The sequence below is a fragment of the Tolypothrix campylonemoides VB511288_2 genome, assembly GCF_045999855.1.
GTDB lineage: Bacteria > Cyanobacteriota > Cyanobacteriia > Cyanobacteriales > Nostocaceae > Scytonema > Scytonema bouteillei_A.
In genome coordinates, this window is sequence record NZ_JBFPMW010000003.1 from 494,967 (window position 1) to 521,698 (window position 26,732).

Annotated in this window: 6 protein-coding genes, 2 rRNA genes and 1 pseudogene; 3 read left to right on the plus strand and 6 right to left on the minus strand. The window is 45.1% G+C overall.

Annotated features, from left to right (window positions below; all coding sequences use genetic code 11):
- Positions 1–39: 39 nt before the first annotated feature.
- Both AB0756_RS10945 and rrf read left to right on the plus strand, forming a co-directional pair.
- Positions 40–2,990: ribosomal RNA gene (locus AB0756_RS10945) — 23S ribosomal RNA — on the plus strand.
- Positions 2,991–3,151: 161 nt separating this feature from the next.
- Positions 3,152–3,269: ribosomal RNA gene (rrf, locus tag AB0756_RS10950) — 5S ribosomal RNA — on the plus strand.
- A 284-nt stretch (positions 3,270–3,553) separates the two neighbouring features.
- On the opposite strand, the gene sfsA is transcribed toward rrf, so the two are convergent.
- The gene (sfsA, locus tag AB0756_RS10955; RefSeq protein WP_038092745.1) at positions 3,554–4,342 is read right to left on the minus strand and encodes a DNA/RNA nuclease SfsA; all 789 of its coding nucleotides are present in this window, start codon (positions 4,340–4,342) and stop codon (positions 3,554–3,556) included.
- 125 nt (positions 4,343–4,467) lie between these two features.
- Here sfsA and AB0756_RS10960 point away from each other — a divergent pair, with 125 nt between their 5' ends.
- Positions 4,468–5,736 carry a tetratricopeptide repeat protein gene (locus AB0756_RS10960; RefSeq protein ID WP_050045149.1) on the plus strand — a complete coding sequence of 423 codons (1,269 nt, stop codon included), beginning with the start codon at positions 4,468–4,470 and terminating at the stop codon, positions 5,734–5,736.
- 231 nt (positions 5,737–5,967) lie between these two features.
- Here the strand turns inward: AB0756_RS10960 and AB0756_RS10965 are convergent, their stop codons facing one another.
- From AB0756_RS10965 to AB0756_RS10985, 5 genes and pseudogenes are all read right to left on the minus strand, one after another.
- Entirely contained in the window at positions 5,968–7,002 is a 1,035-nt protein-coding gene (locus AB0756_RS10965) for a thioesterase domain-containing protein (protein WP_038092747.1), read from the minus strand.
- Complete coding sequence (locus AB0756_RS10970) at positions 6,999–11,360, minus strand: SDR family NAD(P)-dependent oxidoreductase (protein ID WP_050045148.1); 4,362 nt, start codon at positions 11,358–11,360, stop codon at positions 6,999–7,001. The genes AB0756_RS10965 and AB0756_RS10970 overlap by 4 nt, the downstream gene beginning before the upstream one ends.
- A gap of 61 nt (positions 11,361–11,421) precedes the next feature.
- Positions 11,422–11,646: an MbtH family protein gene (locus AB0756_RS10975; protein ID WP_038092750.1), complete on the minus strand. Its 225-nt coding sequence runs from the start codon at positions 11,644–11,646 to the stop codon at positions 11,422–11,424.
- A 124-nt stretch (positions 11,647–11,770) separates the two neighbouring features.
- Positions 11,771–17,701 (minus strand): non-ribosomal peptide synthetase, encoded by a 5,931-nt coding sequence (locus AB0756_RS10980; RefSeq protein ID WP_167844608.1) that lies wholly within the window; start codon positions 17,699–17,701, stop codon positions 11,771–11,773.
- Positions 17,702–17,705: 4 nt separating this feature from the next.
- Positions 17,706–26,687: pseudogene (locus AB0756_RS10985) on the minus strand (amino acid adenylation domain-containing protein); the annotation flags it as partial.
- Positions 26,688–26,732: the final 45 nt, after the last annotated feature.

The window sequence follows — 26,732 nt, forward strand, 5'->3', positions numbered from 1 at the left end:
ATGGAAATTAGCGATGAGCAGTTAGCATTCAGCAATAGTGGTCAAGAGAAGAAGGGCTCATGGTGGATACCTAGGCACACAGAGGCGAAGAAGGACGTGGTTACCAACGAAAAGCTCCGGGGAGCAGGAAGCATGCAGTGAGCCGGAGATGTCCGAATGGGGCAACCCAATAACGAAAGAGCGAACCCAGTGAATTGAAACATCTTAGTAGCTGGAGGAAAAGAAATCAATAGAGATTCCCTCAGTAGTGGTGAGCGAAAGGGGAAGAGCCTAAACCAAAGTGCATGCATTTTGGGGTAGTGGGACAGCGAAATCGAATCTAGCGGTTAGGCGAAGCAGCGAAATACTGCACCAAAGAAGGTGAAAGTCCTGTAGTCGAAAGCTTAAGGATAGTAGCTGAATCCCGAGTAGCATGGGGCACGAGGAATCCCATGTGAATCAGCGAGGACCATCTCGTAAGGCTAAATACTACTGTGTGACCGATAGCGAACAAGTACCGCGAGGGAAAGGTGAAAAGAACCCCGTTGAGGGGAGTGAAATAGAACATGAAACCGTGAGCCTACAAGCAGTGGGAGTCCGATTCAACGGATGACCGCGTGCCTGTTGAAGAATGAGCCGGCGAGTTATAGGTACTGGTAGGTTAAGTTTGTTGACGAAGCCAAAGCGAAAGCGAGTCTGAAAAGGGCGCGTTATCAGTATTTATAGACCCGAACCCGGGTGATCTAACCATGTCCAGGATGAAGCTTGGGTAACACCAAGTGGAGGTCCGAACCGACCGATGTTGAAAAATCGGCGGATGAGGTGTGGTTAGGGGTGAAATGCCAATCGAACTCGGAGCTAGCTGGTTCTCCCCGAAATGTGTTGAGGCGCAGCGGTAACGGAAAAACTGAGGGGTAAAGCACTATTTCGGTGCGGGCTGGGAGACCGGTACCAAATCGAGATAAACTCTGAATACTCAGTGGAGAGTTACCAGTGAGACGGTGGGGGATAAGCTTCATCGTCAAGAGGGAAACAGCCCAGACCACCAGCTAAGGTCCCGAAATCATCGCTAAGTGGCAAAGGAGGTGGGAGTGCAAAGACAACCAGGAGGTTTGCCTAGAAGCAGCCATCCTTGAAAGAGTGCGTAATAGCTCACTGGTCAAGCGCTCCTGCGCCGAAAATGAATGGGACTAAGCGATGTACCGAAGCTGTGGATTTAGCAAGCCATCATTTAGCATACAGCCTCTTTTGGAAGACAGAGGGAGAGAGTGAGAGAGTGAGAGAGTGAGGGAACGAAGAATAGTTCCTCCCTCCCTCCCTCCCTCCTTCACTCCCTCGCTCCGCTCCAGAAGGTTGCATGCTAAGTGATGAGATTGTTAACTGGTAGGGGAGCGTTCCGTGGTAGGTAGAAGCAGTAGCGGCAAGCAGCTGTGGACGAGACGGAAGTGAGAATGTCGGCTTGAGTAGCGCAAACTAGGGTAAGAATCCCTAGCCCCGAAACCCCAAGGGTTCCAGAGGCAGGTTCGTCCACTCTGGGTTAGTCGGGACCTAAGGCGAGGCCGAAAGGCGTAGTCGATGGACAGAGGGTGAACAATCCCTCACTTTGATGTGGGAGTCAACGTAAGACGCATGAAAGATAGCAACGCCCTGAATGGATTGGGAGGTGTCTAAGGATGCCGAGTTGTAAATGATAGTGCCAAGAAAAGCTACGTTGGTGATGAAAACATCAAACCCGTACTCGAAACCGACACAGGTGGGGAAGTTGAGAAAACTCAGGGGCGCGAGATAACTCTCTCTAAGGAACTCGGCAAAATGGCCCCGTAACTTCGGAAGAAGGGGTGCCCACGCAAGTGGGTCGCAGTGAAGAGATCCAGGCGACTGTTTACCAAAAACACAGGTCTCCGCAAACAAGCAATTGGAAGTATGGGGGCTGACGCCTGCCCAGTGCCGGAAGGTTAAGGAAGTTGGTCAGGGGGAAACCCTAAAGCTGACGACTGAAGCCCCGGTGAACGGCGGCCGTAACTATAACGGTCCTAAGGTAGCGAAATTCCTTGTCGGGTAAGTTCCGACCCGCACGAAAGGCGTAACGATCTGGATGGTGTCTCAGAGAGAGACTCGGCGAAATAGGAATGTCTGTGAAGATACGGACTACCTGCACCAGGACAGAAAGACCCTATGAAGCTTTACTGTAGTCTGGAATTGGGTCCGGGCTTGGCTTGCGCAGGATAGGTGGGAGGCACTGAAGTATCCCTTGTGGGGGATACCGAGCCAACGGTGAGATACCACTCTGGCGAAGCTAGGATTCTAACCCACGATTGTCTATCCAATCGGGAGACAGTTTCAGATGGGCAGTTTGACTGGGGCGGTCGCCTCCTAAAAGGTAACGGAGGCGCACAAAGGTTCCCTCAGCACGCTTGGAAACCGTGCGTTGAGTGTAAAGGCAATAAGGGAGCTTGACTGTAAGAGCTACAACTCGAACAGGGTGGAAACACGGTCTTAGTGATCCGACGGCGCAGTATGGAATGGCCGTCGCTCAACGGATAAAAGTTACTCTAGGGATAACAGGCTGATCTCCCCCAAGAGTCCACATCGACGGGGAGGTTTGGCACCTCGATGTCGGCTCATCGCAACCTGGGGCGGAAGTACGTCCCAAGGGTTGGGCTGTTCGCCCATTAAAGCGGTACGTGAGCTGGGTTCAGAACGTCGTGAGACAGTTCGGTCCATATCCGGTGCAGGCGCAAGAGCATTGAGAGGAGTCCTCCTTAGTACGAGAGGACCGGGAGGAACGCACCGCTGGTGTACCAGTTATCACGCCCGTGGTAGACGCTGGGTAGCCAAGTGCGGAGCGGATAACCGCTGAAAGCATCTAAGTGGGAAGCCCACCTCAAGATGAGTGCTCTGACTACTACAAGTAGGTAAGGTCACAGGTAGAACACCTGTTCATAGGCAGTCGGTGTACGTGCAGTAATGTACTTAGCCAAGTTGTCCTAACAGACCGAGGTCTTGACCTCATCTCAATGATGAATTCTGAATGATGAATGATGACAATCTTCTTCAATTCACAATTCACACTTGTTTCGCTTTTCTGTGCAGTCTTCAGGGTTTTGAATTCCACGATGAGCCTTCCTTTTGATGAAGTTCATCATTCATAATTCATCATTCATCATTCATTCCTGGTGCCTATGGCTCAGTGGTCCCACTCTGATTCCATCCCGAACTCAGTTGTGAAACATTGATGCGGCGACGATAGTTGGCGGGTTGCCGCCTGCTAAAATAGCTCGGTGCCAGGTTCATAAATCCAGCAAAGCCCCGTTCCTCTATGTCAGGACTGGGGCTTTGTTTTTGGTCTTTGAGAGCAAATGCCTTATTAGCTCTAGACAATTCTTCAATTCATCTCACTTGTTAATCCAATACGGTTTAGTTAACAATATCGATCGCTGCAATTTTTTCTGTGTTTAATTCTACATCTAGCATCTCATACACTATTTCCAGTACATAATAATTTAACTTGGGGACTATGTGTGATTGACAGTATTTTGATTGTTATATTTCTTGAATTTTCGTAACCTGAATTTTAAAATTTGCATTCTGCAAAACCTAAATAACGTACTCCTTCAGGAGTCGTTTCAAATCTACAAGGTAAAATTTCTAACCCAACGTTGATAGCATCTCTTAACAATTTCCCATATATTGGATCTGTAGCATCACCAGGGGCAAATGCTGTACAATCACCTCTGTTAATAAAGTAAAGCATCACTGCACGATGTTGAGGCAGAAGTGCCATCAATTCTCGGAGATGTTTTTGTCCCCGTGTTGTTTCTGTATCGGGAAACAGAGCTATTCTACCCTGTGCCAAAGTTGTATTTTTAACTTCAAGATAAATTCTAGGAATGCTTTGCTCGAGTAGTAATTCCCGCTTTCTTGCTAAAGAGCCACTAGAGGGAACGGTGTTTTTGTTCTCTTGGGATTCATATAAGAGAAAATCTACACGGCTTTTTTTATCTTGACCATATGCGACTTCGGTTAGAAGATGAGTATACTTGCCCAATTCTAAAAAAAGATATTTTTCTAAAGCCAACTTGGTTATTTTATTAGGCAATATAGTATTTATACCAACCCAGGTGGGCTCGCTGTCATGTACCTGAATCATTTCCCAAGTATAGGACAATTTACGATTGGGACGATCGCTGTAGGAAAGTTGCACTAAACTACCAGGAGTACAAACACCCGTCATGGGTCCGGTATTTGGACAGTGGGCTGTGACAACTTCTCCAGAAGCAAGTTCAACGTCAGCAAAAAACCTCTTGTAGCGTTTCAGCAGAATACCGGGGTACAAAGGTGGATAGCGATAGAGGTAGTCCATAGTGGCAAATTTATTCTATTTCAACGAAAATTGGAAATGAGTGAATTAAAGGCTGAAGTATAAAGTATAAAGGATCTCTCCTACTTAACCTTTACTCTCGATACTTGCTCCTCTCAATAAATACTATGAATAACGAATCTTATAATAAAGGAATAGAGAAAGCCAAGCAAAAAGATTACGCTGGAGCTATTGAGGAATTTACCCATGCTTTGCAGCTAGCACCTTATTTTGCTGAAGCATATTATCGAAGAGGCTTGGCGTACTACGATCTCGGAGAAATACACAAGGCTGTTTCTGACTTCACCACAGCCATCGATCTGGCTCAAAGTGTTGAAGCTTACTATAGCCGAGCACTAGCACGAGTGTCATTGAAAAATTTACCAGGAGCGCTTGCAGATGTAGAGCAAGCTATTCGCCATAATATTAACTACGCCGCTGCACATAATTTGCGGGGAACAGTACTCCGCAAACAAGGTTATATTCCTGATGCGATCGCTAGCTTTAAAAAGGCAGCAGAACTGTACCTAAACCAAAAAGATACAGAAAACTGCCGTCAATGCCTTGCAAAAATCAGACAGTTACAGCCAAAAGAAAAACCTACCACTGTAAAATCTCCGACTCCCACGATCGCGCCTTTAAAATCTGAAAGCTCTTATTTTATCCAATTACTCGATAAAGCAGAGAAAGGTAACACCCGAGATGCAATGGAAGACTTAAACTGGGTGTTGCAAGCTGACCCGCAAGATGCATATGCTTATTGTTGTCGGGGAGTCGTCCGGTGCAAACAAGGTAACTACCAAGATGCTATCTCCGACTTTAACCGAGCATTGCAATTGAATTTTCAAGACGCAATTGTTTACCGCAACCGAGGAAAAGCACGATTTCATATGGGAGACCATACTGGAGCGATCGCAGATTTTAATCAAGCACTTCAAATACAGCCGCAAGACGCATTACTTTATGTTGCTAGAGGGAATGTTTTCCGGGAAATGGGTAACCACCTGGGTGCAATTAAAGATTACACTCAAGCACTAGAAATTAATCCCAATGATGCAACAGCTTATTACAATCGCGGTATTGCCTATACTTGCATAGAAGAGATGCATCGCGCTATTGAAGATTACCAGCGTGCGGCTAGTATGTTGTGTGAAAAAGAAGATTGGGTAAATTACCAACAAGTCATAGATAGTTTAAAAAAAATTCATTCATCTACTTCCGAATCTAAAAAAACAACGAACAACTTGCTGCGCCAGCGCTTGTTAAGACTCGTTGGGGGACATTGGGAAATCGCCGAACGACTGATTGACCAAGCAAGATATGACTATCCTGGAATGCCCGAGGACTGGTATCTCGAAAAAGTGATTCATGATTTGGAACGCGATTGGGGTAGATAAGATGGGAGAGGGGAAGGTGCGATACGCCTTAAGGCGTTTAAGCTTTGCTTATCGCTGTTTCCCTCATCCCTTATCTCTTTGCTACAGCTAATTGCAAGCAGCTTCTTCCATCTTCAGCCGGAGACTGAGCAGTCTCATATCAGTCCATACTTCATTTTATGTAAACCAGGCATTCTGCCTTTGTCCCGCTTTTCCCAAAGAGGCACAAAAGACGGATAATTGACGCTGAGGCTAAGATTTTATCAGATAAGGCTTGATTTTTTCGGCTAAAACCTGACTGCGAAGCATAGAGTAATGGTTCCCTTCTATCTCATGAACATCTACCCCACCCAGTGCGAATTTTGACCAACCTCTTGTTGGGTCTTGATGTTCGTGAAATAAGTCGATTATGTCTTCTGTTGCATGGAAGAAAACAACTTTACCAGGGTATGTTTTGATTGTGTAGCGCATTCCAGCTATAACATTGCCTTCAAACACATCAAAAAGATGGCGAAACTGCTCAAATGTAAATTCAGTAGGTAAAAGTTTAAGCTCGATTAATTTCTGCAAAATATAGTTTAATTGCGCGTCTAACTCAGAAAAAGTTCGCAATTCATCAACTGTTATTTGCTGCACATACTCACCTAAAGCACCTGCTGTACTATCAGCAAAAGCGGTTAACACTAGATAGTATTCATTCCCCACTCTTTCTATTTGGTTTTTTAGATCTGTAGATGTGAGTAAAGCCATATCTAGCATTCCTAGAAAAGAAACTTCTTGACCGCTAGCTTGCAATTGCTGTGCTATCTCATAAATTACAAGTCCACCAAAAGAAGAACCTGCAAGGTGATAAGGTCCCTGGGGCTGAACGGATTGCATCGCTTTGATATAAGCTGTAGCCATATCCTCGATAGAGTTTAAAGGTTCTTCTTCCCCGTATAAATTAGGTGGTCGCAAGCCATACAAAGGCTGGTCCAAACCCAGATGACGGGATAATTCTAAATAGCAGAAGACATTACCACCAGCTGGGTGAATGCAAAACAAAGGCGGTTTACTTCCGATAGGCTGGATCTTGACCAAGATAGACTCAATAGGTGGGAACTTTGCTACCCGATGTTTGTAATGCAGGTATTCGATAATTTCCGCTTTACGTTCTCGCAATTCGTCGCGTAACTGTGAAGATAAAGCTCCCTTGGGGGCGCTGTAGCGCAGACGAACTTCTTCATCTAGCCAAAGTTGAATTTCCAACTTTTCTAGGTCAGTTAACAATCGATTAACTGTTTTCAAATTTCTCCCTCCTCTATATCGGTTGTAACAGTAATTAGTGTTTCCGCAATTGGTGTGACGTTATTTTTTCCAGATAGCACCGTTGTTTTGCTGTTTGTTGTACTCACATTAGAACCTTGCGCTCTAGAATTCAGTTCTAAATAATTGTTCTGAATGTACGATGAAAATTGAGCAATAGTTGGAGCTTCAATCATCAGTGTGAAATGAAAGTTTCGTCCCAGTTGCTTTTCTAATTTATTAACCAAAATAATTGCCTTGATAGAACTCCCACCCAGTTCAAAAAAGTTGCTGTGAATGTCAATTTGTCCAATTCCTAAAACTTCCTGCCAAACAAGTGATATTTGCCGCTCTAACTCATTGCGAGGCATAATCCGTGTTTGGGTGTCTCTACCAGCACTAAGAAGCTGTAACTGCTCCCGGTCGATTTCCCCTGTCACTGTCAAGGGCATTTGTGCAAGCTGTACGAAGTCACAAGTGACTGGCGTGCCAAAGTAATCCACAATCCCATAGTTCTGTATTTTTACAATTAAGTCTGAAACAGTAGCACCAATGCCCTTCGTGGTGAAATAAGCAGTTAATTTCTGCAACCCACTAGCTTCTATTTCCAAATACTTCTGGATATACGGTTTGCTGCCATCCAAACCTATTAATAAATGTTCTTGGTCATGGTACAAACCTGTCAGCAAAGAATAGAGACCTTGGGTGGTGGAAATACTGCAAGACCCTCGCCGATGAAGCCAAGATTGTGCAGGATTATCTTGGCTGATGCCTAAGTTATCCCAGTTACCCCAAACGAAGCAATAACTCTGCCGTCCCTGTTGATGGCGTTGATAGTGCGTAAAGCGTTCTAGAAAGGAGTTAGCAGCAATATATGCACCGATATTAGCACCGCCAAATAAATCGGCTAAAGAAGAGAAGCTAATAAACAAGCTATTGGGATAATCTTGCAAGAGTTGATGCAATACCCAGGTTCCTTGTACCTTCGGACGCAGCACCGCCTCTAAGTTGTCGCGAGTTTCTTCTAAAAGCAAATTCTGCCCATATACTACTGCTAGGTGAATGATTCCAGCTAATTCTCCTTGCCATTGAGATAAAGCTTGTGTGAGTGCCTGTTGTACTTGCTCGTACTGGCAAATATCTACTTGTTGATAGCTAATTTCTCCTGGTAATTGCTCTAATTCTCGATAGACCTCGATTTTTTCAGATAAAGGACTTCTCCCCAGCAATAACAGCTTTGCTTGGTAATTTTGCAGCAGATACTTAGCAATCTCCGCTCCTACACCGCCAAGTCCACCACTCAGCAGATAAATACCTCCTTGCTTAAAAGGTAATTCTCCCTTGAGTTGTTGTTTCCAATCTACTTTTTGTAAGCGAGGAACCAAACGCTGTCTCTGACGATAAGCAACCTCCAAAGCTTTTGAGTTTGTTTGGAGTTCTTGGAGAATATAAGCTGCATTGTTCTCTTCTTCCTCTAGCAGAAGATCCACATGGCGGACGCGTAAAGTCGGCATTTCCTGGGGAATAGTTTTGAGCAAGCCTAATATCAATGACTTGGCAGGAGCAATTTTATCTGTGGATGAAGTAGCTTGGGTTTGGCTCCCAACGCATAGTAAGCGCACCGACTGCTGAGAACCTTGAACCTTGGCTAATGCTTGGATTAAGTACAAGAGACTGTAAATGCCTCGTTCTTGAGCTGGTTGGAGTGCGTCTAAAGAGGGGGTATCTGCTGTCAATGAGTCATAAGTCCACAAATGTATAATCTCACTAACAGGTTGACCGTCATAGAGGATGGATCTAAACAGTTGTTGATAGTGGTCGGGATTTTGCGGGTTGATGCAATAGCTGTTATCGCCAAGTGAGCTAAACTCTTGCCCTATTTGAACGCGAATACATGAGCGATTAACCGACTGTAAGTGTTGACACAATATTGACCCTAATCCCGAAGAGTCGAGAAATACCACCGTGTGTCCGCTTATGGGTTGCCAGTCTTGCCAGATAGCTTTTTGCGATCGCCAAATTTTGTGGTAAAACCAGTCAGGTAAGGTATTGCGATCGCCCATTAGGATGTCGAGTCGTTTGAGAATTGTGTCAAACTCCCCGGCTTGAAAACGTTGACTCAATTGGCGGCGCTGGATTTTACCGATAGCGGTTTTGGGAATATCTTCCTTAGCCACTAGAATCAAATAATCTGGATTCAATCCTACTTTGTTAACAACGGTCTGCTGAATTTTCTGAAGTAGTTTTTGCAGTGCTTCGTCTTCTACAAGCGGCGAATGGAAAAAGATGGCTAATTTCTCTGTGACACTATCGGCATCTTTAACCGCACAGGCAGCAGTGTACGATGCTTCTACTTGTTCAATTTCTTCAACTATCGCTTCGATTTCATGGCTGTAGTAGTTGGCTCCATTAATAATAATGGTTTCCTTAGCACGACCAGTGAGTACTAAATGCCCATTAGCAATAAAACCATTATCTCCAGTATCGAACCAACCGTCTGCTAAAAAAGCTTCAGAATTAGCCTGTGGGTTTTTGTAGTATCCCGGTGAAACAGCATCACCTTTTACTTGGAAACGACCAATAGTATCTTCTGGTACAAGATTGTTCTCACTGTCTACAATCCGAATGGTTACTCCGGGAATGACTGCTCCTAAGTCTGTAAAGGCAACACTATTGGGATGCTCGGTTTCAACTCGTCTGATGGTTCCCTGCAAGCAGGATTTGTCTAACCTGTGAAATTTTATTGGTGCTCTTTCAGTTGGCTGGTAAAAAGTAATCGCCGAAGCCATCTCTGCCATACCAAATGCCGCTCGGATTGCTGTTTTTTTCAGTCCATAAGCGAGCGTATTCTCTAGAAAAGTCTCTACTGTTTTAGGAGCAACTGCTTCCCCACCCGTGACTAAGAATTTCACGCAAGACAAGTCCCAATTCTGTGATGATTCTCGCTTCAAGGCTTCGTTGATTAAGGCATATGCAAAGTTAGGTGCCCAGCTATGGGTAATGCGATATTTATCAATTAAGTCTAACCAATTGAGGATATTACCTAATACATACTCTTTTTGCGCGTAAACCAGAGTGCAACCTAACACCACTCCACGAATATGACACATGGAAATACCGCCAATATGGTCCAATGGCAACCAATTCAAGATTGCATCTTCGCGATCGTGTTGATTGAGTAGATTTTCTCCTATAGCGTTAGCGATGAGATTGCGGTGGGTCAATTGAATGCATTTTGGGATGCCTGTTGAGCCAGATGTTAGATTAAAAAACGCTACGTCATTTGACTGACTCGAGTAACACGATTTGTCAGGAAAGTTATTTTTTAAAGCTTCAATAAAAGCAAATTTTAACTTTTCTGCTGGTAGCCATTGAGCTAAAAACTCGATTTCTTGTTGTTGTGCTTGTGTAGTTAAAATGATTGGGCTATCTAAGAAGTTCCATATATGAACTAGCTTATCTACTCCCTTGTTCGATTCTTTATAGGTTGGAGGAACTTCAGTAATTAGGGGAATAAAGCCTCCCAAAAGGCAACCCCAGAACGCGGCGAGTATATCGTAATTAAGTTCTAATTGTAAAATGACTTTATCTTGTGGTTTCAGCCCTAGCTTTCTCAAACCACCAAGAATTCGCTGTGCTTGTACCAGTAAATCGGTGTAGGATTGACGCAGTTCTGTTCCATCAGGCAATAAATAAATTATCCGTTCTCCTTTTGCCTGTCGAGCTGCTGTTTGCAAAATCTCTGGCAAAGTCGAGGGTATATAAGATTCTTTTGGTAAAGAAGTGCCATAGCTAATAGCCAATTGCTTGGTTTGCGAGCTTTGTAATTGTGTTTTTAACTCAGTATCAGAGGAAATTAATTGTTTAATAACAGGAGTATTTAATCTTTGTCTTTCTGGAAGTAAATCTGTTATGTGCAATCGGGGAAGCCTTAGGGAGTCTTCTTGCAAGATTACTGCTAACTGCTCAATTTCTGGCTTTGACTGGAGTTGCTTTTCTATTTGTCCAGCTAATTGAAAATCTAACACTGGCAGACTTATCAAAGCCTGTTTATCTACTTCTCCTGTAGGAGTCAACGGTAGGTTAGATACTTGTACGTAAGCTTTGGGCAGTAAAGGCAATGGTATGACTTCTTGCAGGTGGAATTGTAATTGTTCTGATTCTAGAGGCTGCTGTGAGACGATATAGGCAACTAATTCAGGGCGAGATATTTCTGTTTCCCGAATTAGCACAGCACAATCTTCAACAGAAATATGTTCTAATAAAACAGATTCCACTATGTTTGTAGTATTTTGTAAATACTCGTGGAGCGATCGATCTATAAGATTAAAAGAATGTTTTTCCATTTCTAGTAAATTCATATGTGAAAAATTGCGATCGCATTTACTAAGATTTTGCTGCTTTGTTGTTTAGATTTAATATTTAGTTTGATTGTGCTGAGTTTTCCATTTGCTGACGCAAGCTAAGTGGTCTCATATCAGTCCATACTTCCTTGATGTAATCCAGGCATTCTGCCTTTGTTCCGCTTTTACCAACATCTGTCCAACCAAGAGCATTTTCCCGCTCACTCGGCCAAATTGAGTACTGTTGTTCGTGATTGACGACAACTTTGTAGATAGTTTTGTCTTCAAGGTCATTCCAACTCATAATTCCTCCAAAAAATTGACACTAAACTTTGCAGATTTTCAAATTTGAGTCGTGGTTGAAAACTAGATAGTATAATGCTTTTTCAACCATATTACATGATTTTACAAGGGTACAGACTCAATGTCTAAAGTCTGGGAACTGCGTATAAGATTTCCACATAACTCTGAAGCATTGAACGAATATCTTTGCAGTTAAAATACATCTGGTCATATTCCACACGTATGCTTACATTTTCTGAAGATGAGTTCATTGAAATAGCAAAATTTAAAGGAAAGTTAAACTTGTCATGAGACATTCGTGCATTCACTTTCAAGTCGGTCTGCTCGAAAATATCTTTGACATTATGGAAAGACATGAAATTAAATGTAGCAAAAAATAACTCCTGTTTTTGTTGGTCTGATAAAATTTGGAGAAGTGGGTATCTAACATAGGGTTCGATATCAATTAGAGATTGCTGCACATTTTTAATTTGTACCTCTTTATCTTCTATAACTTGCTGGCAGAGCGGAACAATATTCCAGAACAAGCCCAAAGCTCCAAACGGATCGGATAATCTTTCTGTTCTACCATTTGAGATAATCCCTACAGAAACCATATTTTCTTTCATCACAGTACCAATGAGGTCAAGGTAGGTACTTAGGAAAATTGCTTTCGGTGAAACTTTCAATTTCCGACTGAATTCAAGTAAGTCAGCAGTAATTTCTGAGTTTAAATTGTATTCTTCCGCAACAGCTTCTACTTGAACTACTAAAGTGGTTAACGGCTTTAATGGTTTATATGTATGGTTTCGTAAGTGGAACTTCCAGAAATTTAATGCGTCTGATGAGCGAATCATCTCTTTCTCTAATGCCACAAATTCCTGATGCACATTAGCTGAAGAGCTTACTGTTATTTCTTTTCCTTTCTTGAGAGCTAAATAAGAATTATACAGTTGATTGAGAAATTCAATATTGCTCCAACCATCTATAATTGCATGATGAATTGACATAAAAAATTCAAATTGATTCTTTGATTTTTGAAAAATATTGAATCTAAAAAGGGGTTCATTAAAATTTTCTACGTCGAATAAGTTTTGCCTATCTTTCTTCACGACATCATCAACATAATATTCTTGTTCGTCTGCATTCATCTTACTAATGTCATGCTCATTGATGGCAAATTTCAGATGTTTTTTGACTACTTGAACTGCAGGTTTTCCGTTCTTATTGATAAATACCGTTCTCAAAGCCGGATGCTTTTGCACGCATATTTCTAGTGACCTCTTAAAGGCAACTAAAGAAAGATTTTCATCATATACATCGTATGATTGCTGGTAATGGTAAACCCCCATCTTTTGATGGTTATTTGCGTAGTGATGCAACATAAACTCCTGCATTTTTGCAAGAGGATATGCTGATTCTATATCTGAGGGAAGTAACTCAGAGATTCCCTCTGGAAGTTCTAATAAGTGTAGGGGTACAGAAGCGTCATTTTCTTGATGCTGGTAATTATTTACTTGTTGACCAAAGCTATGAACGATCCGTTCAGATAGATCGGGTGTGTCGCCTCCTGCATCGGTAGATAAACAATGAGCAATCAGCGATCGCAATGCTTTAGCAAATTCTTGAGCTAAGCCGTCAATCGTAGCACGTTTGTGAAAGTTTTCGCTGTATGTCCAATCTAGTTGTAACTGACTTTCTACTACGAGTCCGTTAATAGCTAGCAAATGACTGCGACTTCCTTGGTGGCTTTGTTGTGAACCGACTGATTCCGGGGCTAGTTTGAATAAAGAATTTTCTTCCATTCCCCAATCTAATTGCCCTAGGTAGTTGAAACTTATCTCAGCTTGTGGTGTTGCTTGCAATGTGGAGGTAATTTCCGCATCCCCACTTAAATAACGCAGCAAACCGTAGCCGATACCTCGTTTGGGTACGGCACGAAGTTGTTCTTTGATAGACTTTAAGCTGTCTCCTAAATTGTCTGTTGCTTTTAATATTAAAAGCACGGGGAAGATTGTCGTAAACCAACCAACTGTGCGCGACAAGTCTACATCTTCAAGAATATTTTCCCGCCCATGACCTTCGAGGTCAAGCAACACAGAGTTATTGCCAGTCCACTTACATAAAACCTGCACGAGAGCAGTCAGAAGGATATCATTGATCTGAGTTTTATAAGCTTTAGGAACTTCTTGCAACAGAACGCGGGTTTCTTCAGGTGAGAGCGACACAAATACTGTGCTGGCAGATGCTACAGTGTTAGCACCGAACGCATAGTCCACTGGTAATCGGCTTATGCGTGTGTGTGAAATGCCTTGCCAATAAGTCAGTTCTTTCTGTGCGGTGTCTGAGCGTGCGTAAGAAGTGAGTTGCGTAGCCCAGTGTTTAAAAGACGTCGTCTTGGAGGGAAACTTAATCGCTTCACCGCGACCGATCTGCTGGTAAGCGGAAAGCAAATCTTCTAACAAAATCCGCCAAGAAACGCCGTCTACTGCTAGGTGGTGGATGACTATTAGTAATCGGCTGAGTTTGTTAGTACCCAAAGTAAAAAGCGCTACTCGCATTATTGGTCCAGAAGAGAGGTTCAAGCTAGTTTGTAGGGAAGCAGCAGTGGCTTCAATAGCAGCTTTTTGCTCTGCGTCTGGTATTGTTGATAGATTTACATGGGAAAAAGGAATGGTATCATCAGGGTTAGCATTAATTTGTTCCCAACCGGAGCCGGAGTGTACAAAACGTAAGCGCAGCGCATCATGATGTACCAATAATTGTTGCACCACTTGTGACAGCAGAGCGGGGTCGAATGTTTGCGGTACTTCTAGTAGAAATGACTGGTTGAAGTGATGAGGTTCTGGTAGATTTTGCTCAAAAAACCAATGTTGGATAGGTGTCAGAGGTATCAAACCACTGACCGGCCCTTGTTCTGCCTTCGCCGTTTGAGTAACGTTTGCTGCTGCTGCCAACTCAGCAATTGTCTGGTGTTCAAATATCTGCTTAGCAGTTAGTTGCAATCCTGCTTTTTTAGCTTTAAAAATAATTTGAATGCTAAGAATGGAATCTCCGCCCAGTTCAAAAAAGTTATCGTAGATTCCAACTTGCTTGAGGCGTAGAACCTCACGCCAGATTTGGGTTAGTATTTCTTCAGTCTCTGTGCGGGGTGCGACGAGAGCTGTTTCTAGTTCATGACGTGCTGTACTGGGTTTTGGTAGCGCCCGACGATCTATTTTACCACTAGGGGTAAGAGGCAGGGCATCTAACATCACAAATACTGTTGGTACCATGTAATCTGGCAGTTTCTCTTTGAGGAAGGAGCGCAACTCGCTGATTGTGACTGCTGTGCGTGTATTGGCTACGACATATGCGACTAAGCGTTTGTCTCCTGGAGCATCCTCGCGAACGATAGTGACGCAACAGTTGACATCAGGGTGTTGAGTGAGTACTGCTTCGATTTCTCCTAGCTCAATGCGGAAACCACGTATTTTTACTTGGAAGTCAATGCGACCGAGATACTCTATATTGCCATCGCTTAAGTACCGGACTAAGTCACCAGTTTTGTAAAGGCGAGAACCTGGTTCTGCACTAAAGGGGTTGGGGATGAATTTTTCAGCTGTCGTTTCCGGGCGGTTGAGGTATCCTCGAGCTAAACCCACACCACCAATGTGCAGTTCTCCCGGTACTCCAGTAGGTACTGGTTGATTGTAGCGATCGAGGATGTAAATCTGTGTATTGGCAATTGAGCGACCAATCGGCACACTCAATAGTTCGCTGTCTTTTTGGCATTGCCAATATGTCACGTCTATTGCTGCTTCTGTTGGTCCATAGAGATTGTGCAAACTGCATCCGAGCCGTGCAAAAAAGCTGTCTTGCAGTTCTTTTGGTAGTGCTTCGCCACTACAAAATACTTGCCGCAAGCTCGTGCAACTTTCCAGATTCTGTTCTTCTAAGAATACCCGTAGCATTGAGGGGACGAAATGCAGTGTGGTAATTTGGTGTTGGGCAATGAGCTTCACAAGATTTGCACTATCGCGATGTCCTCCTGGTTGCACCACCACCAAACGTGCTCCAGTCATTAATGGCCAAAAGAATTCCCACACCGAGACATCAAAGCTGAAGGGGGTTTTCTGTAAGACGCGATCGCGCTGTGTAATTTGATAAGCTTGCTGCATCCATAGCAGGCGATTGCAAACTCCTTGATGAGTGTTCATCGCTCCTTTTGGCTTACCTGTAGATCCCGAAGTGTAAATCGTATAAGCGAGGTGATGGGGTAACACTCCTGAGCGTGTATTTTCTGTGCTAAAGTGAGCGAGCGCTTGCCAGTCTGTATCCAAACATACCAAATGTGCCTGCTGGTGTGCCAGTGAGGCTACGAATTTTTCCTGGGTTAACAGTACCTTGACGCAGCTATCTTCGAGCATATATGCCAAACGTTCTGGCGGATACTCTGGGTCTAAAGGCACATATGCTCCACCTGCTTTGAGAATGCCCAGCAATCCTACAACCATGGAGACTGAGCGCTCGACACACAAACCTACCAACACTTCCGGTCCCACTCCCAACGTCTGTAAATAGTGCGCCAATTGATTAGCTTTTGCGTTCAATTCGCTGTATGTGAGACATTGGTCTTCAAATACCAGTGCCACATCTGATGGTGTCTTCTGCACCTGTTGCTCAAACAAGGAATGGATACACTTTTCTTGAGGAAAATCAAAAAGCGTATTGTTCCATTCCACCAGTAGCTGGTGTTGTTCAGCAGCATTTAACAGCGAGATGTGCGACAGCTTTTGCTGTGGATTGGCGACTAGACCCTGTAGCAGGGTTTGGAAATGCCCTATCATCCGTGTGATACTCGCACTTTCAAAGCGTTGAGAATTGTAGATGAAGCGCAATGACAATTCCTCTCCAGGTTGAGCGATGACTGTAAGTGGGTAGTTGTTCTTCTCGAAGGAACGAACATCACCGATCTGCAAATTCTGTGAGTGCTCCTGTAAAGCCGCATCTACCGGATAATTCTCAAACACCACAATGCTTTCAAACAACGGTAACCCTCTGGGCATATCACTCATTCGTTGAATCTCTACCAGTGAAGTGTACTCGTAAGTACTCATTTCTACCTGTAGCTTCTGTATCTGCTTGAGCTTTGGTAAAACTGTGTCTTCAGGAGACACTCCCACCCGCATTGGCAGGGTATTGATAAATAGCCCAACTATGGACTCCACACCTTTGATGGCAGTTGTACGACCTGAGACAGTCACTCCAAACACCACGTCAGTTTCGCCACTGTATCGTGAGAGCAATAAAGCCCAAGCTGCTTGCACTAAGGTGTTTAACGTCACTTGATGCTGTCGTGCAAACGACACTAGCGCGGAAGTTGCTGCTCTTGGTAGTAAAAAAATCTCTTCGCTGTAATTTTGTTGCAAGGACTTACTGTAGTGTGCCTTATCAACTACGAGTGGCGTTGGGGAAGTCACACCTTGAAGTGTTTGCCGCCAAAATTGTTCGCTAGTTTCCAACTTCTGATTCTGTAACCAGACGATGTACTCGCGGTAGGAACGACTCGGTGGCAGTTGTAACTCTTGCCCCACAGACAATGCTTCATAAAAGCCCAGCACTTCCTTAAACACTAACGGTAGTGACCACCCATCTAGAAGTATATGGTGATAACTCCAGACAAATTGGTAGACATCACTTGACATTTGAATGAGTGTCAGGCGCATCAGTGGAGCCTTGGACACTTGGAAACCACGCTGCTGGTCTTGTTCTAAGAAAGCCGCCAGTTGTTGCTGCTGCTGTTCGCTCGTTAGCCCAGTCCAAGAATGGATTTCTATTGGTAATTTCACCTGCCGATACACTACCTGTAGCGGCAGGTTTTGACCTTCCCAAATGAAAGCTGTCCGCAAGACAACATGGCGTGCTATAACTTGCTGCCATGCAGCACTGAAAGCCTCAACGTCCAAATGTCCTGTAAAAGTACAGCTAAACTGCTGGCAATATATGCCTGAAGAAGGAGCATAAAGGGTGTGGAACAGCATTCCCTGCTGCACTGGAGATAATTGATAAATATCTTGAACGTTATTCTTTTTCATTTATTTATCTCAAGTTAAATTTAATATTAGCTTTCTGCTGCGGAGCCTCTAGGTAACCACTACGAATGTAGTATGACAAGTAAGTGCTCAGCAATTCTGCACTGACTGATGGACAGTTGATAGAGGTTCCCGCAAGCCCACTCAGCGTATTCTGACAGTCGAACGTTACTAAATCATTGGGTGCTGACTCTGCAAAAAAAGGTATTAATGGGTATAATGCATTGTCTGAGGAATGCTCTGCAACCTCAAGCAGACGTGCTCGCCATCGATCGTAGGAAATGACCTCAAGCGAGTAACCAAAAGACCACAGCCAAGTCATAACGTTGCTCCAAAGGGCTGGATGGGGATTAACCACATGAAAATTTTCCCCCAGAAATTTTTTTTGCCTTGATAAATAAACGATACATTTGCTTACATAGTCCACAGGAGTCAGGTCCATCACCATGTTGAAATCCGGAAAACTCCCAAGTTGAATACAACCTTTGAGCATTCTAAAGAGGAGGTCATTTGTATTAGAGGTTCCGGTTTGGCTGTGTCCTGATACTCTTCCTGGTCGATAAATACTCACAGGAAGTCCTCTAGAGCGTGCAATTGTGACTAACTTTTCCGCCACCCATTTACTCTGCTCGTAGCCACCTGCAAGATTACCACGATCTAAAGAGTCATTTTCTCGGAAGATATGCTCTTTAGACAAGCCTTCCTCCCAGGGGAAAACGGAAAAGGTAGAAATATAATGTAGGGATTTGAGTTTAATTTGGCTTGCCAATCTCAGGACTTCCTGAGTTCCAAGAACATTAGCTGCCTTCAGTTTCGGGTACGGGTCGATGAAATTAACTAATGCCCCATTATGATAAATGACATCTATCGTACTTGCTAATGTTTGAAACTGTCGCTCGTCTAAACCAAAAAGTGGTTGCGATAAATCGCCGGTAACTGAGATAATTCTGGAACTAAAACATTCATTCCAGAGTAAGTAGGATTGAAGATTTGCTTGGATCTTCTTTAAGCCTTGTTCCACATTAGAGGAGCGTACCAAGCAATAAATGTCAGCATCAGTCTGCTGTAGGAGTTCACTCAGTAGAAAAGCTCCCAGAAAACCTGTTGCCCCAGTTAGAAAGATGCGTGCTGGCTGTGCGCTCTGCTCAAAAGCTATGCCTTCCGGGCGGATTGTCTGATCCAAAACGGCTTCTGCATTGAGATCTCTGACAGATGTTGTGGCAGTAGCAGTCGGTTTGCAGTTACGAACATTATCAACCACTTCAGCCATTGCTGCAACTGTAGGTGTTTCAAGCAGGGCGTGTAAGGGCAATTCTAGTTTGAACGTATTTCGGACGCGGAAGACCAATTGAGTTGCTGTTAGGGAATGACCACCAAGGTCAAAGAAATTGTCATCAACACCAACTTGCTCGAGCCGAAGCACTTGAGTCCAGATTTCAGCGAGTACTTCCTCAGTTGGTGTGCGGGGAGCGACAAAAGTTGTTTTTAGTTCCGGTTGTGCCGACTCAGGGTTTGGTAGTGCCTTGCGGTCGAGTTTACCATTGGGTGTGAGTGGTAGGGCATCGAGCACCACGAAAGCACTCGGAAGCATATATTCCGGTAGCTTTTGTTTGAGGAAGGAGCGCAGGTCACTCATTGTGGGTACGAGATCTTGATGTGGGGTAATATAAGCTACTAAACGTTTGTCGTCCCCGATGTCTTCTTTGGCGATGACCGCAGTTTCTCGCACATTCGGGTGTTGGTTAAGTAAAGCTTCAATTTCCCCCAACTCGATCCGAAAGCCCCGTATTTTCACTTGTTCGTCAATTCGTCCCAGGTATTCCAAATTGCCATCTCTTTTGAAGCGAACCAAGTCCCCAGTTTTATACAAGCGTTCCCCAGCCTTATTAATAAAAGGGTTTTCAATGAACTTTTCAGATGTAAGTTGTGGTCGATTGAGATAACCACGAGCTAAGGATACACCACCGATGTGTAGTTCTCCAGGAACTCCCACAGGAACTGGCTGTAAGTGTTTGTCTAAAACGTAAAATTGCGTGTTGGCAATTGGGCGACCGATAGAGATGATGCTGTCAGCTGAAGAAGCACTGTTGAGAGTTTCCAGCTTGTGAGCAGCTGACCAAATGGTGGTTTCTGTAGGACCGTATAGATTCCACAGTTCAGTGCATCGTTCTAGCAACTGCTCGGCGAGTTCGCGCTTGAGTGCTTCACCGCCACAGAGAATTTTCAATTGCCTACTGTCGTGCCATCCTGATGCTAGAAGTAGCCGCCAAGTTGCTGGAGTAGCTTGCATAACTGTAGCACCGGAGGATGACAAACGCTTTAACAACTCGGTTCCATCAGTAGCAACTTCGCGGCTGACTACGACTATACTTGCGCCCACAATCAGCGGTAAGTACAATTCCAGTCCGGCAATATCAAAAGATAATGTGGTGACTGATAAAAGGATATCTCTCTGGCTCAGCCCTAGAGTCAGGTGCATGCTATTTAAGAAGTTAACCAAAGCACCATGCAGAATTTGAACTCCTTTTGGTTTGCCAGTGGAGCCGCTTGTGTAAATCACATAAGCCAAGTGTTCGGGTGTAACCTTGCTTTGAGAATTGCCTTCGCTTTCTCGAGCAATCTCTTGCCAGTCGGCATCCAAGCATACTACCTGAGCTTTAAGTTCTGGCAATGTTGCCATCAACCGCTCTTGGGTTAGCAGCACTGGCACACTGGCCTCTTCTAGCATAAATGCTAAGCGATCGCGCGGGTAGGCGGGGTCTAAAGGCACGTAAGCTCCACCCGCCTTAAGAATACCCAGAAGTCCCACGACCATGGACAACGAGCGTTCTACACACAGACCGACTAACACTTCTGGTTCCACACCTAATCTCTGTAGGTGGTGCGCCAATTGATTAGCTTTTGCGTTCAGTTCGCTGTAGGTGAGGCGTTGGTCTTCAAACACCACTGCCACCGCATTGGGTGTCTTCTGGACTTGTTGCTCAAACAATTCATGAATACACAAATGTTTTGGATAATCCGCCTGCGTATTGTTCCATTCGCTCAGTATTTGATTTTGTTCGGCGGCACTTAACATTTGCAGGTGCGATAGCTTTTGGTGGGGATTGGCGACGAGACCCTGTAGCAGAGAAAGGAAATGCCCCATCATCCGTGTGACAGTTGCACTTTCAAAACGTTGAGAATCGTAGATGAACCGCAACGACAATTGCACTCCGGGCTGGGCTATGACCGTCAATGGATAGTTAGTCCTCTCAAAGGTACGAACATCACTAATGTGCAAATTCTGCGAATGCTCCTGTAAAGCCGCATCTACCGGATAATTCTCAAACACCACGATGCTTTCAAACAACGGCAGCCCTGGCGGCACATCACTCAGCCGTTGAATCTCTACCAGTGGCGTGTACTCGTAAGTACTCATTTCCACCTGTAGCTTCTGTATCTGCTTGAGCTTTGGTAGAACTGTGTCCTCAGGAGACACTCCCACCCGCATTGGCAGGGTATTGATAAATAGCCCAACTATGGACTCCACACCTTTGATGGCAGTTGTACGACCTGAGACAGTCACGCCGAAAACCACGTCGCTTTCGCCACTGTATCGTGACAGCAGTAAAGCCCAAGCTGCTTGTACTAAAGTGTTCAACGTCAGTTGATGCTGTCGTGCAAACGACACTAGAGCAGAAGTTGCTTGAGTTGATAGCTCAACAAAGTGCTCGCTGTAGCTTTGTTTCTTGGATGTATGGTGTGCTCTATCGACTACGAGTGGCGTTGGCGCTGTCACACCCTGGAGTGTTTGCTGCCAAAATTGTTCGGCAGTTTCCAACTTCTGCTTTTGTAACCAGGCAATGTACTCGCGGTAGGAACGACTTGGTGGCAGGAGTAACTCTTTCCCCACAGACAATGCTTGGTAATAGCCCAGCACTTCGGTGAATACCAACGGTAGTGACCACCCATCTAAAAGTATATGGTGATAACTCCACACAAATTGGTAGACATCCTCTGACATTTGAATCAGGCTCAGGCGCATCAGTGGTGCTTTGGTCAGTTGGAAGCCCCTGTGTTGGTCTTGTTCTATAAAACTCGCCAGTTGTTGCTGCTGCTCGTGTGGAGATAAACCGAGCCAAGAATGAATCTCTAGTGGTAGTTTCACCTGCCGATACACTACCTGTAGCGGCACATCTTGGCGTTCCCAAATGAAAGCAGTCCGCAAGACGACATGCCGCGCTACGACTTGCTGCCATGCTGCGTTAAAAGCCTCCACATTTAGAGCGCCTGTAAAAGTACAACTGAATTGCTGACAATACACCCCTGATTGTGAAGCATAAAGGGTGTGGAACAGCATCCCCTGCTGCACTGAGGATAATGGATAAATATCGGCAAGATTTTGCCAATTGGTTTTGCCAATCCCTTGCCTTGGCACAACGTTGCTCAACATTTGCTCGAGTTCAACATCGTTGAGTCGTGCGAGGGGAAAATCGCTTGGAGTATAACCACCAGCCTCAGGAGCCAAGCAGTGAGCAATTAGCCCGCGCAACGCTTGCAAAAACTCGTGAGCTAGACGCTCAATGGTGCTGGAGTGATGTAAGTTCTCACTGTAAGTCCAATCCAGGCGCAACTGAGAGCCGAAGATAATGCTATTAACCTCAAGTAGATGGCTGCGGTGGTTGAGGGGGCTGCGGCTAGGACCGCTCGATTCGTTGGCAAGTTTGAACAGTGCTGATGTTTGTAGCACCAAGTCAAATTGACCTAAATGGTTGAAGACGATCTGGGCTGGTCGAGAATGAGTGAGTTGGGCGATGGTTTCTTTGTCATCAAGTAGATAGCGCAACCAGCCATAGCTTATCCCTTGTTGCGGAATGCGACGCAGTTGCTCTTTAATTGACTTTAACGCTTCTCCTGGAGTATTTGTAGCATATTGTAGCACAACGGGAAAGATAGTGGTAAACCATCCCACCGTGCGCGAGATATTCACCCGATCCAATATCTCTTCGCGTCCGTGTCCTTCCAAGTTGAACAGCACGTGAGTTGATTGTGTCCAATCAGATAACACCTGCACTAAGGCTGTGAGCAATACGTCGTTGATTTGGGTGTTGTACGCTTTTGGTACCTCTTGCAGTAATGCACGGGTTTCTTCAACTGACAACGACATCGACACTGTGCGTGCGGATGCCTCGGTGTTTGCACCAGAAGGATAGTCGAGTGGGATGTTTGCCACTGGCTCAAGTGATTGTAAGAGCCAAAAATCGCACTGGCGTTGCAAATCGAGCGATTGTACGTACTCCCACTGCAGTTGCGCCCAATCTTTGAATGATGTGGTTTTGGCTGGTAGTTGTATCGCCCTACCCGCACTCAGTTGCGAGTAGGCAACTTGCAAATCTTCTAACAAAATCCGCCATGACACCCCATCCACTGCCAAGTGATGGATGACTACCAACAGTCTTGAGTTTAACTCACCACCGAGATTGAACCATGCTACTCGCACCAGTAGTCCGCTTGACAAATTTAAACTCCCTTGGAGTTGAGCCGCTTTTGCTTCAATGGCAACTTGTTGTTGAGCTTGTGGAACTGTAGATAAATCTACGATCGCCAATGGCACCTTATCATCCACAGGGGCATTGATTTGTTGCCAACCAGAATCGGTTTTCTCAAAACGCAAGCGCAAAGCATCATGATGCACTAACAACTCCCGCACCACTTGCTCTAAAAGATGTGGCTGTATACCCTGTGGCATTTCCAGCAGTACTGCTTGGTTCCAGTGTGCTGGGGCGCTGAAATTCTCAAGGAAAAACCACTGCTGAATCGGTGTCAGTGGCAATGTGCCGCTCACCACACCTTGTTGCGCCGTAATTGCCTCAGTTGTTCCTACGACTGTTGCCAACTCAGCAATCGTTTGATACTCAAACATCTGCTTGGCACTCAGTTGTATGCCGACACTGTTGGCTTTGGCAATGATTTGCAGACTGAGAATCGAATCGCCACCGAGTTCAAAGAAGTTGTCATGGATGCCCACCAACTCAATGCCCAACACCGATGCCCAAATGTTTGCCAGTCTTTCTTCAGTCGGTGTTCGCGGGGCGACAAAACTGCGGTCGAGTTCGGGTTGCCAAGATGGTTTGGGTAGTGCTTTCCGGTCGAGTTTACCATTGGGTGTGAGTGGTAGGGCATCAAGTACCATGAAAGCACTTGGAAGCATATATTCTGGCAACTTTTGTTTGAGGAAAGCACGCAACTCGCCGATCGTGGGTGCGGATTGTTCATTTGCTACTAAGTATGCGACCAAACGTTGAGCGCCCACCATCTCTTGTGTGGCGATGACTACAGTTTGTTGCACGTTTGGGTGTTGGCTCAGTACCGCCTCAATTTCGCCCAACTCAATGCGGAAGCCACGGATCTTCACCTGATGGTCGATGCGTCCGATGTATTCGATGTTGCCATCAGCTTTGTAGCGGACTAAATCTCCAGTTTTATAAAGGCGTTCGCCTTTGCCCACAAACGGGTTGGGAACAAATTTTTCTGCCGTTAACTCCGGACGGTTGAGGTATCCTCGTGCTAAACCCACACCAGAGATGTGCAACTCGCCAGCCACACCCACTGGTACTGGTTGATTGTAGCGATCGAGGATGTAAATTTGTGTATTGGCGATCGGGCGACCAATCGGCACACTCAATAGTTCGCTGTCTTGTTGGCATTGCCAATATGTCACGTCTATTGCTGCTTCTGTTGGTCCATAGAGATTGTGCAAACTGCATCCGAGCCGTGCAAAAAAGCTGTCTTGCAGTTCTTTTGGTAGTGCTTCGCCACTACAAAATACTTGCCGCAAGCTCGTGCAACTTTCCAGATTCTGTTCTTCTAAGAATACCCGTAGCATTGAGGGGACGAAATGCAGTGTGGTAATTTGGTGTTGGGCAATGAGCTTTACCAGATAAGCACTGTCGCGGTGTCCTCCTGGTTGCGCCACCACCAAACTTGCTCCAGTCATTAATGGCCAAAAGAATTCCCACACCGACACATCAAAGCTGAAGGGGGTTTTCTGTAAGACGCGATCGCCCTGTGCAATTTGATAAGCTTGCTGCATCCATAGCAGGCGATTGCAAACTCCTTGATGAGTGTTCATCGCTCCTTTTGGCTTACCTGTAGATCCCGAAGTGTAAATCGTATAAGCGAGGTGATGGGGTAACACTCCTGAGCGTGTATTTTCTGTGCTAAAGTGAGCGAGCGCTTGCCAGTCTGTATCCAAACATACCAAATGTGCCTGCTGGTGTGCCAGTGAGGCTACGAATTTTTCCTGGGTTAACAGTACCTTGACGCAGCTATCTTCGAGCATATATGCCAAACGTTCTGGCGGATACTCTGGGTCTAAAGGCACATATGCTCCACCTGCTTTGAGAATGCCCAGCAATCCTACAACCATGGACACCGATCGCTCTAGACACACACCGACCAACACTTCCGGTCCCACTCCCAATGAGACTAGGTAGTGCGCCAATTGATTAGCTCTTGTGTTCAACTCACAGTAGGTGAGGCGTTGGTCTTCAAACACTACTGCCACCGCATTGGGTGTCTTCTGGACTTGTTGCTCAAACAAAGTATGCAGACACAAATCTTGGGGATAATTTGCTTGAGTTTTGTTCCATTCGCTCAGTATTTGATTTTGTTCGGCGGCACTTAACAGTGGTATGCACGACAGCTTTTGGTTGGGATTGGCGACTAAACCCTGTAGCAGAGAAAGGAAATGCCCCATCATCCGTGTGACAGTTGCACTATCAAAACGCTGAGAATCGTAGATGAACCGCAACGACAATTGCACTCCGGGCTGGGCTATGAGAGTGAGTGGATAGTTGTTCCTCTCAAAAGCACGAACATCACTAACGTGCAAATTCTGTGAATGCTCTTGTAAAGCCGCATCTACCGGATAATTCTCAAACACCACGATGCTTTCAAACAACGGCAGCCCTGGCGGCACATCACTCAGCCGTTGAATCTCTACCAGTGGCGTGTACTCGTAAGTACTCATTTCCACCTGTAGCTTCTGTATCTGCTTGAGCTTTGGTAGAACTGTGTCCTCAGGAGACACTCCCACCCGCATTGGCAGGGTATTGATAAATAGCCCAACTATGGACTCCACACCTTTGATGGCAGTTGTACGACCTGAGACAGTCACGCCGAAAACCACGTCGCTTTCGCCACTGTATCGTGATAGCAGTAAAGCCCAAGCTGCTTGCACTAAGGTGTTCAACGTCAGTTGATGCTGTCGTGCAAACGACACTAGAGCAAAAGTTGCTGGAGTTGATAGCGTAAGACAATGCTCGCTGTAGCTTTGTTCCAAAGACTTGCTGTGGTGAGGTTTATCGACTCCCAGGGGTGTTGGTGTACTCACCCCGTGAAGTGTTTGTCGCCAGAATTGTTCGGCAACTTCCAATTTCTGCTTCTGTAACCAAGCAATGTACTCGCGGTAGGAACGACTTGGTGGCAGTTGTAACTCTTGCCCCAAAGACAACGCTTGGTAATAGCCCAGCACTTCTTTAAGTACCAAAGGCAGCGACCACCCATCTAGAAGTATATGGTGATAACTCCATACAAAGTGGTAGACATCCTCTGACATTTGAATCAGGCTCAGGCGCATCAGTGGTGCTTTGGTCAGTTGAAAGCCGTGCTGGCAATCCGACGCTAGAAAGTCTTGTAGCTGCTGTTGCTGTTCATCCGGAGATAGTGCCAGCCAAGAATGGATCTCTAGTGGTAGTTTCACCTGTCGGTACACCACCTGTAGCGGCACATCTTCGCGTTCCCAAATGAAAGCAGTTCGCAAGACGACATGCCGTGCTACGACTTGCTGCCATGCTGCGTTAAAAGCCTCCACATCTAGAGAGCCTGTAAAAGTACAACTGAATTGCTGACAATACACCCCAGAAGAAGGAGCGTAAAGGGTGTGGAACAGCATCCCCTGCTGCGTTGGGGATAGTTGATAAATATCTTTAACGTTATTCTTTTTCATTTAACGTTTATCTTAAGTTAAATTTAATATTTAGTACAAAATTGC

What these genes read in the sequence shown, in the direction of transcription:
- AB0756_RS10980 (WP_167844608.1), bottom strand. Translation starts at nt 17,701, where the DNA reads ATGAAAAAGAATAACGTTCAAGATATTTATCAATTATCTCCAGTGCAG.
- AB0756_RS10975 (WP_038092750.1), bottom strand. Translation starts at nt 11,646, where the DNA reads ATGAGTTGGAATGACCTTGAAGACAAAACTATCTACAAAGTTGTCGTC.
- AB0756_RS10970 (WP_050045148.1), bottom strand. Translation starts at nt 11,360, where the DNA reads ATGAATTTACTAGAAATGGAAAAACATTCTTTTAATCTTATAGATCGA.
- sfsA (WP_038092745.1), bottom strand. Translation starts at nt 4,342, where the DNA reads ATGGACTACCTCTATCGCTATCCACCTTTGTACCCCGGTATTCTGCTG.
- AB0756_RS10960 (WP_050045149.1), top strand. Translation starts at nt 4,468, where the DNA reads ATGAATAACGAATCTTATAATAAAGGAATAGAGAAAGCCAAGCAAAAA.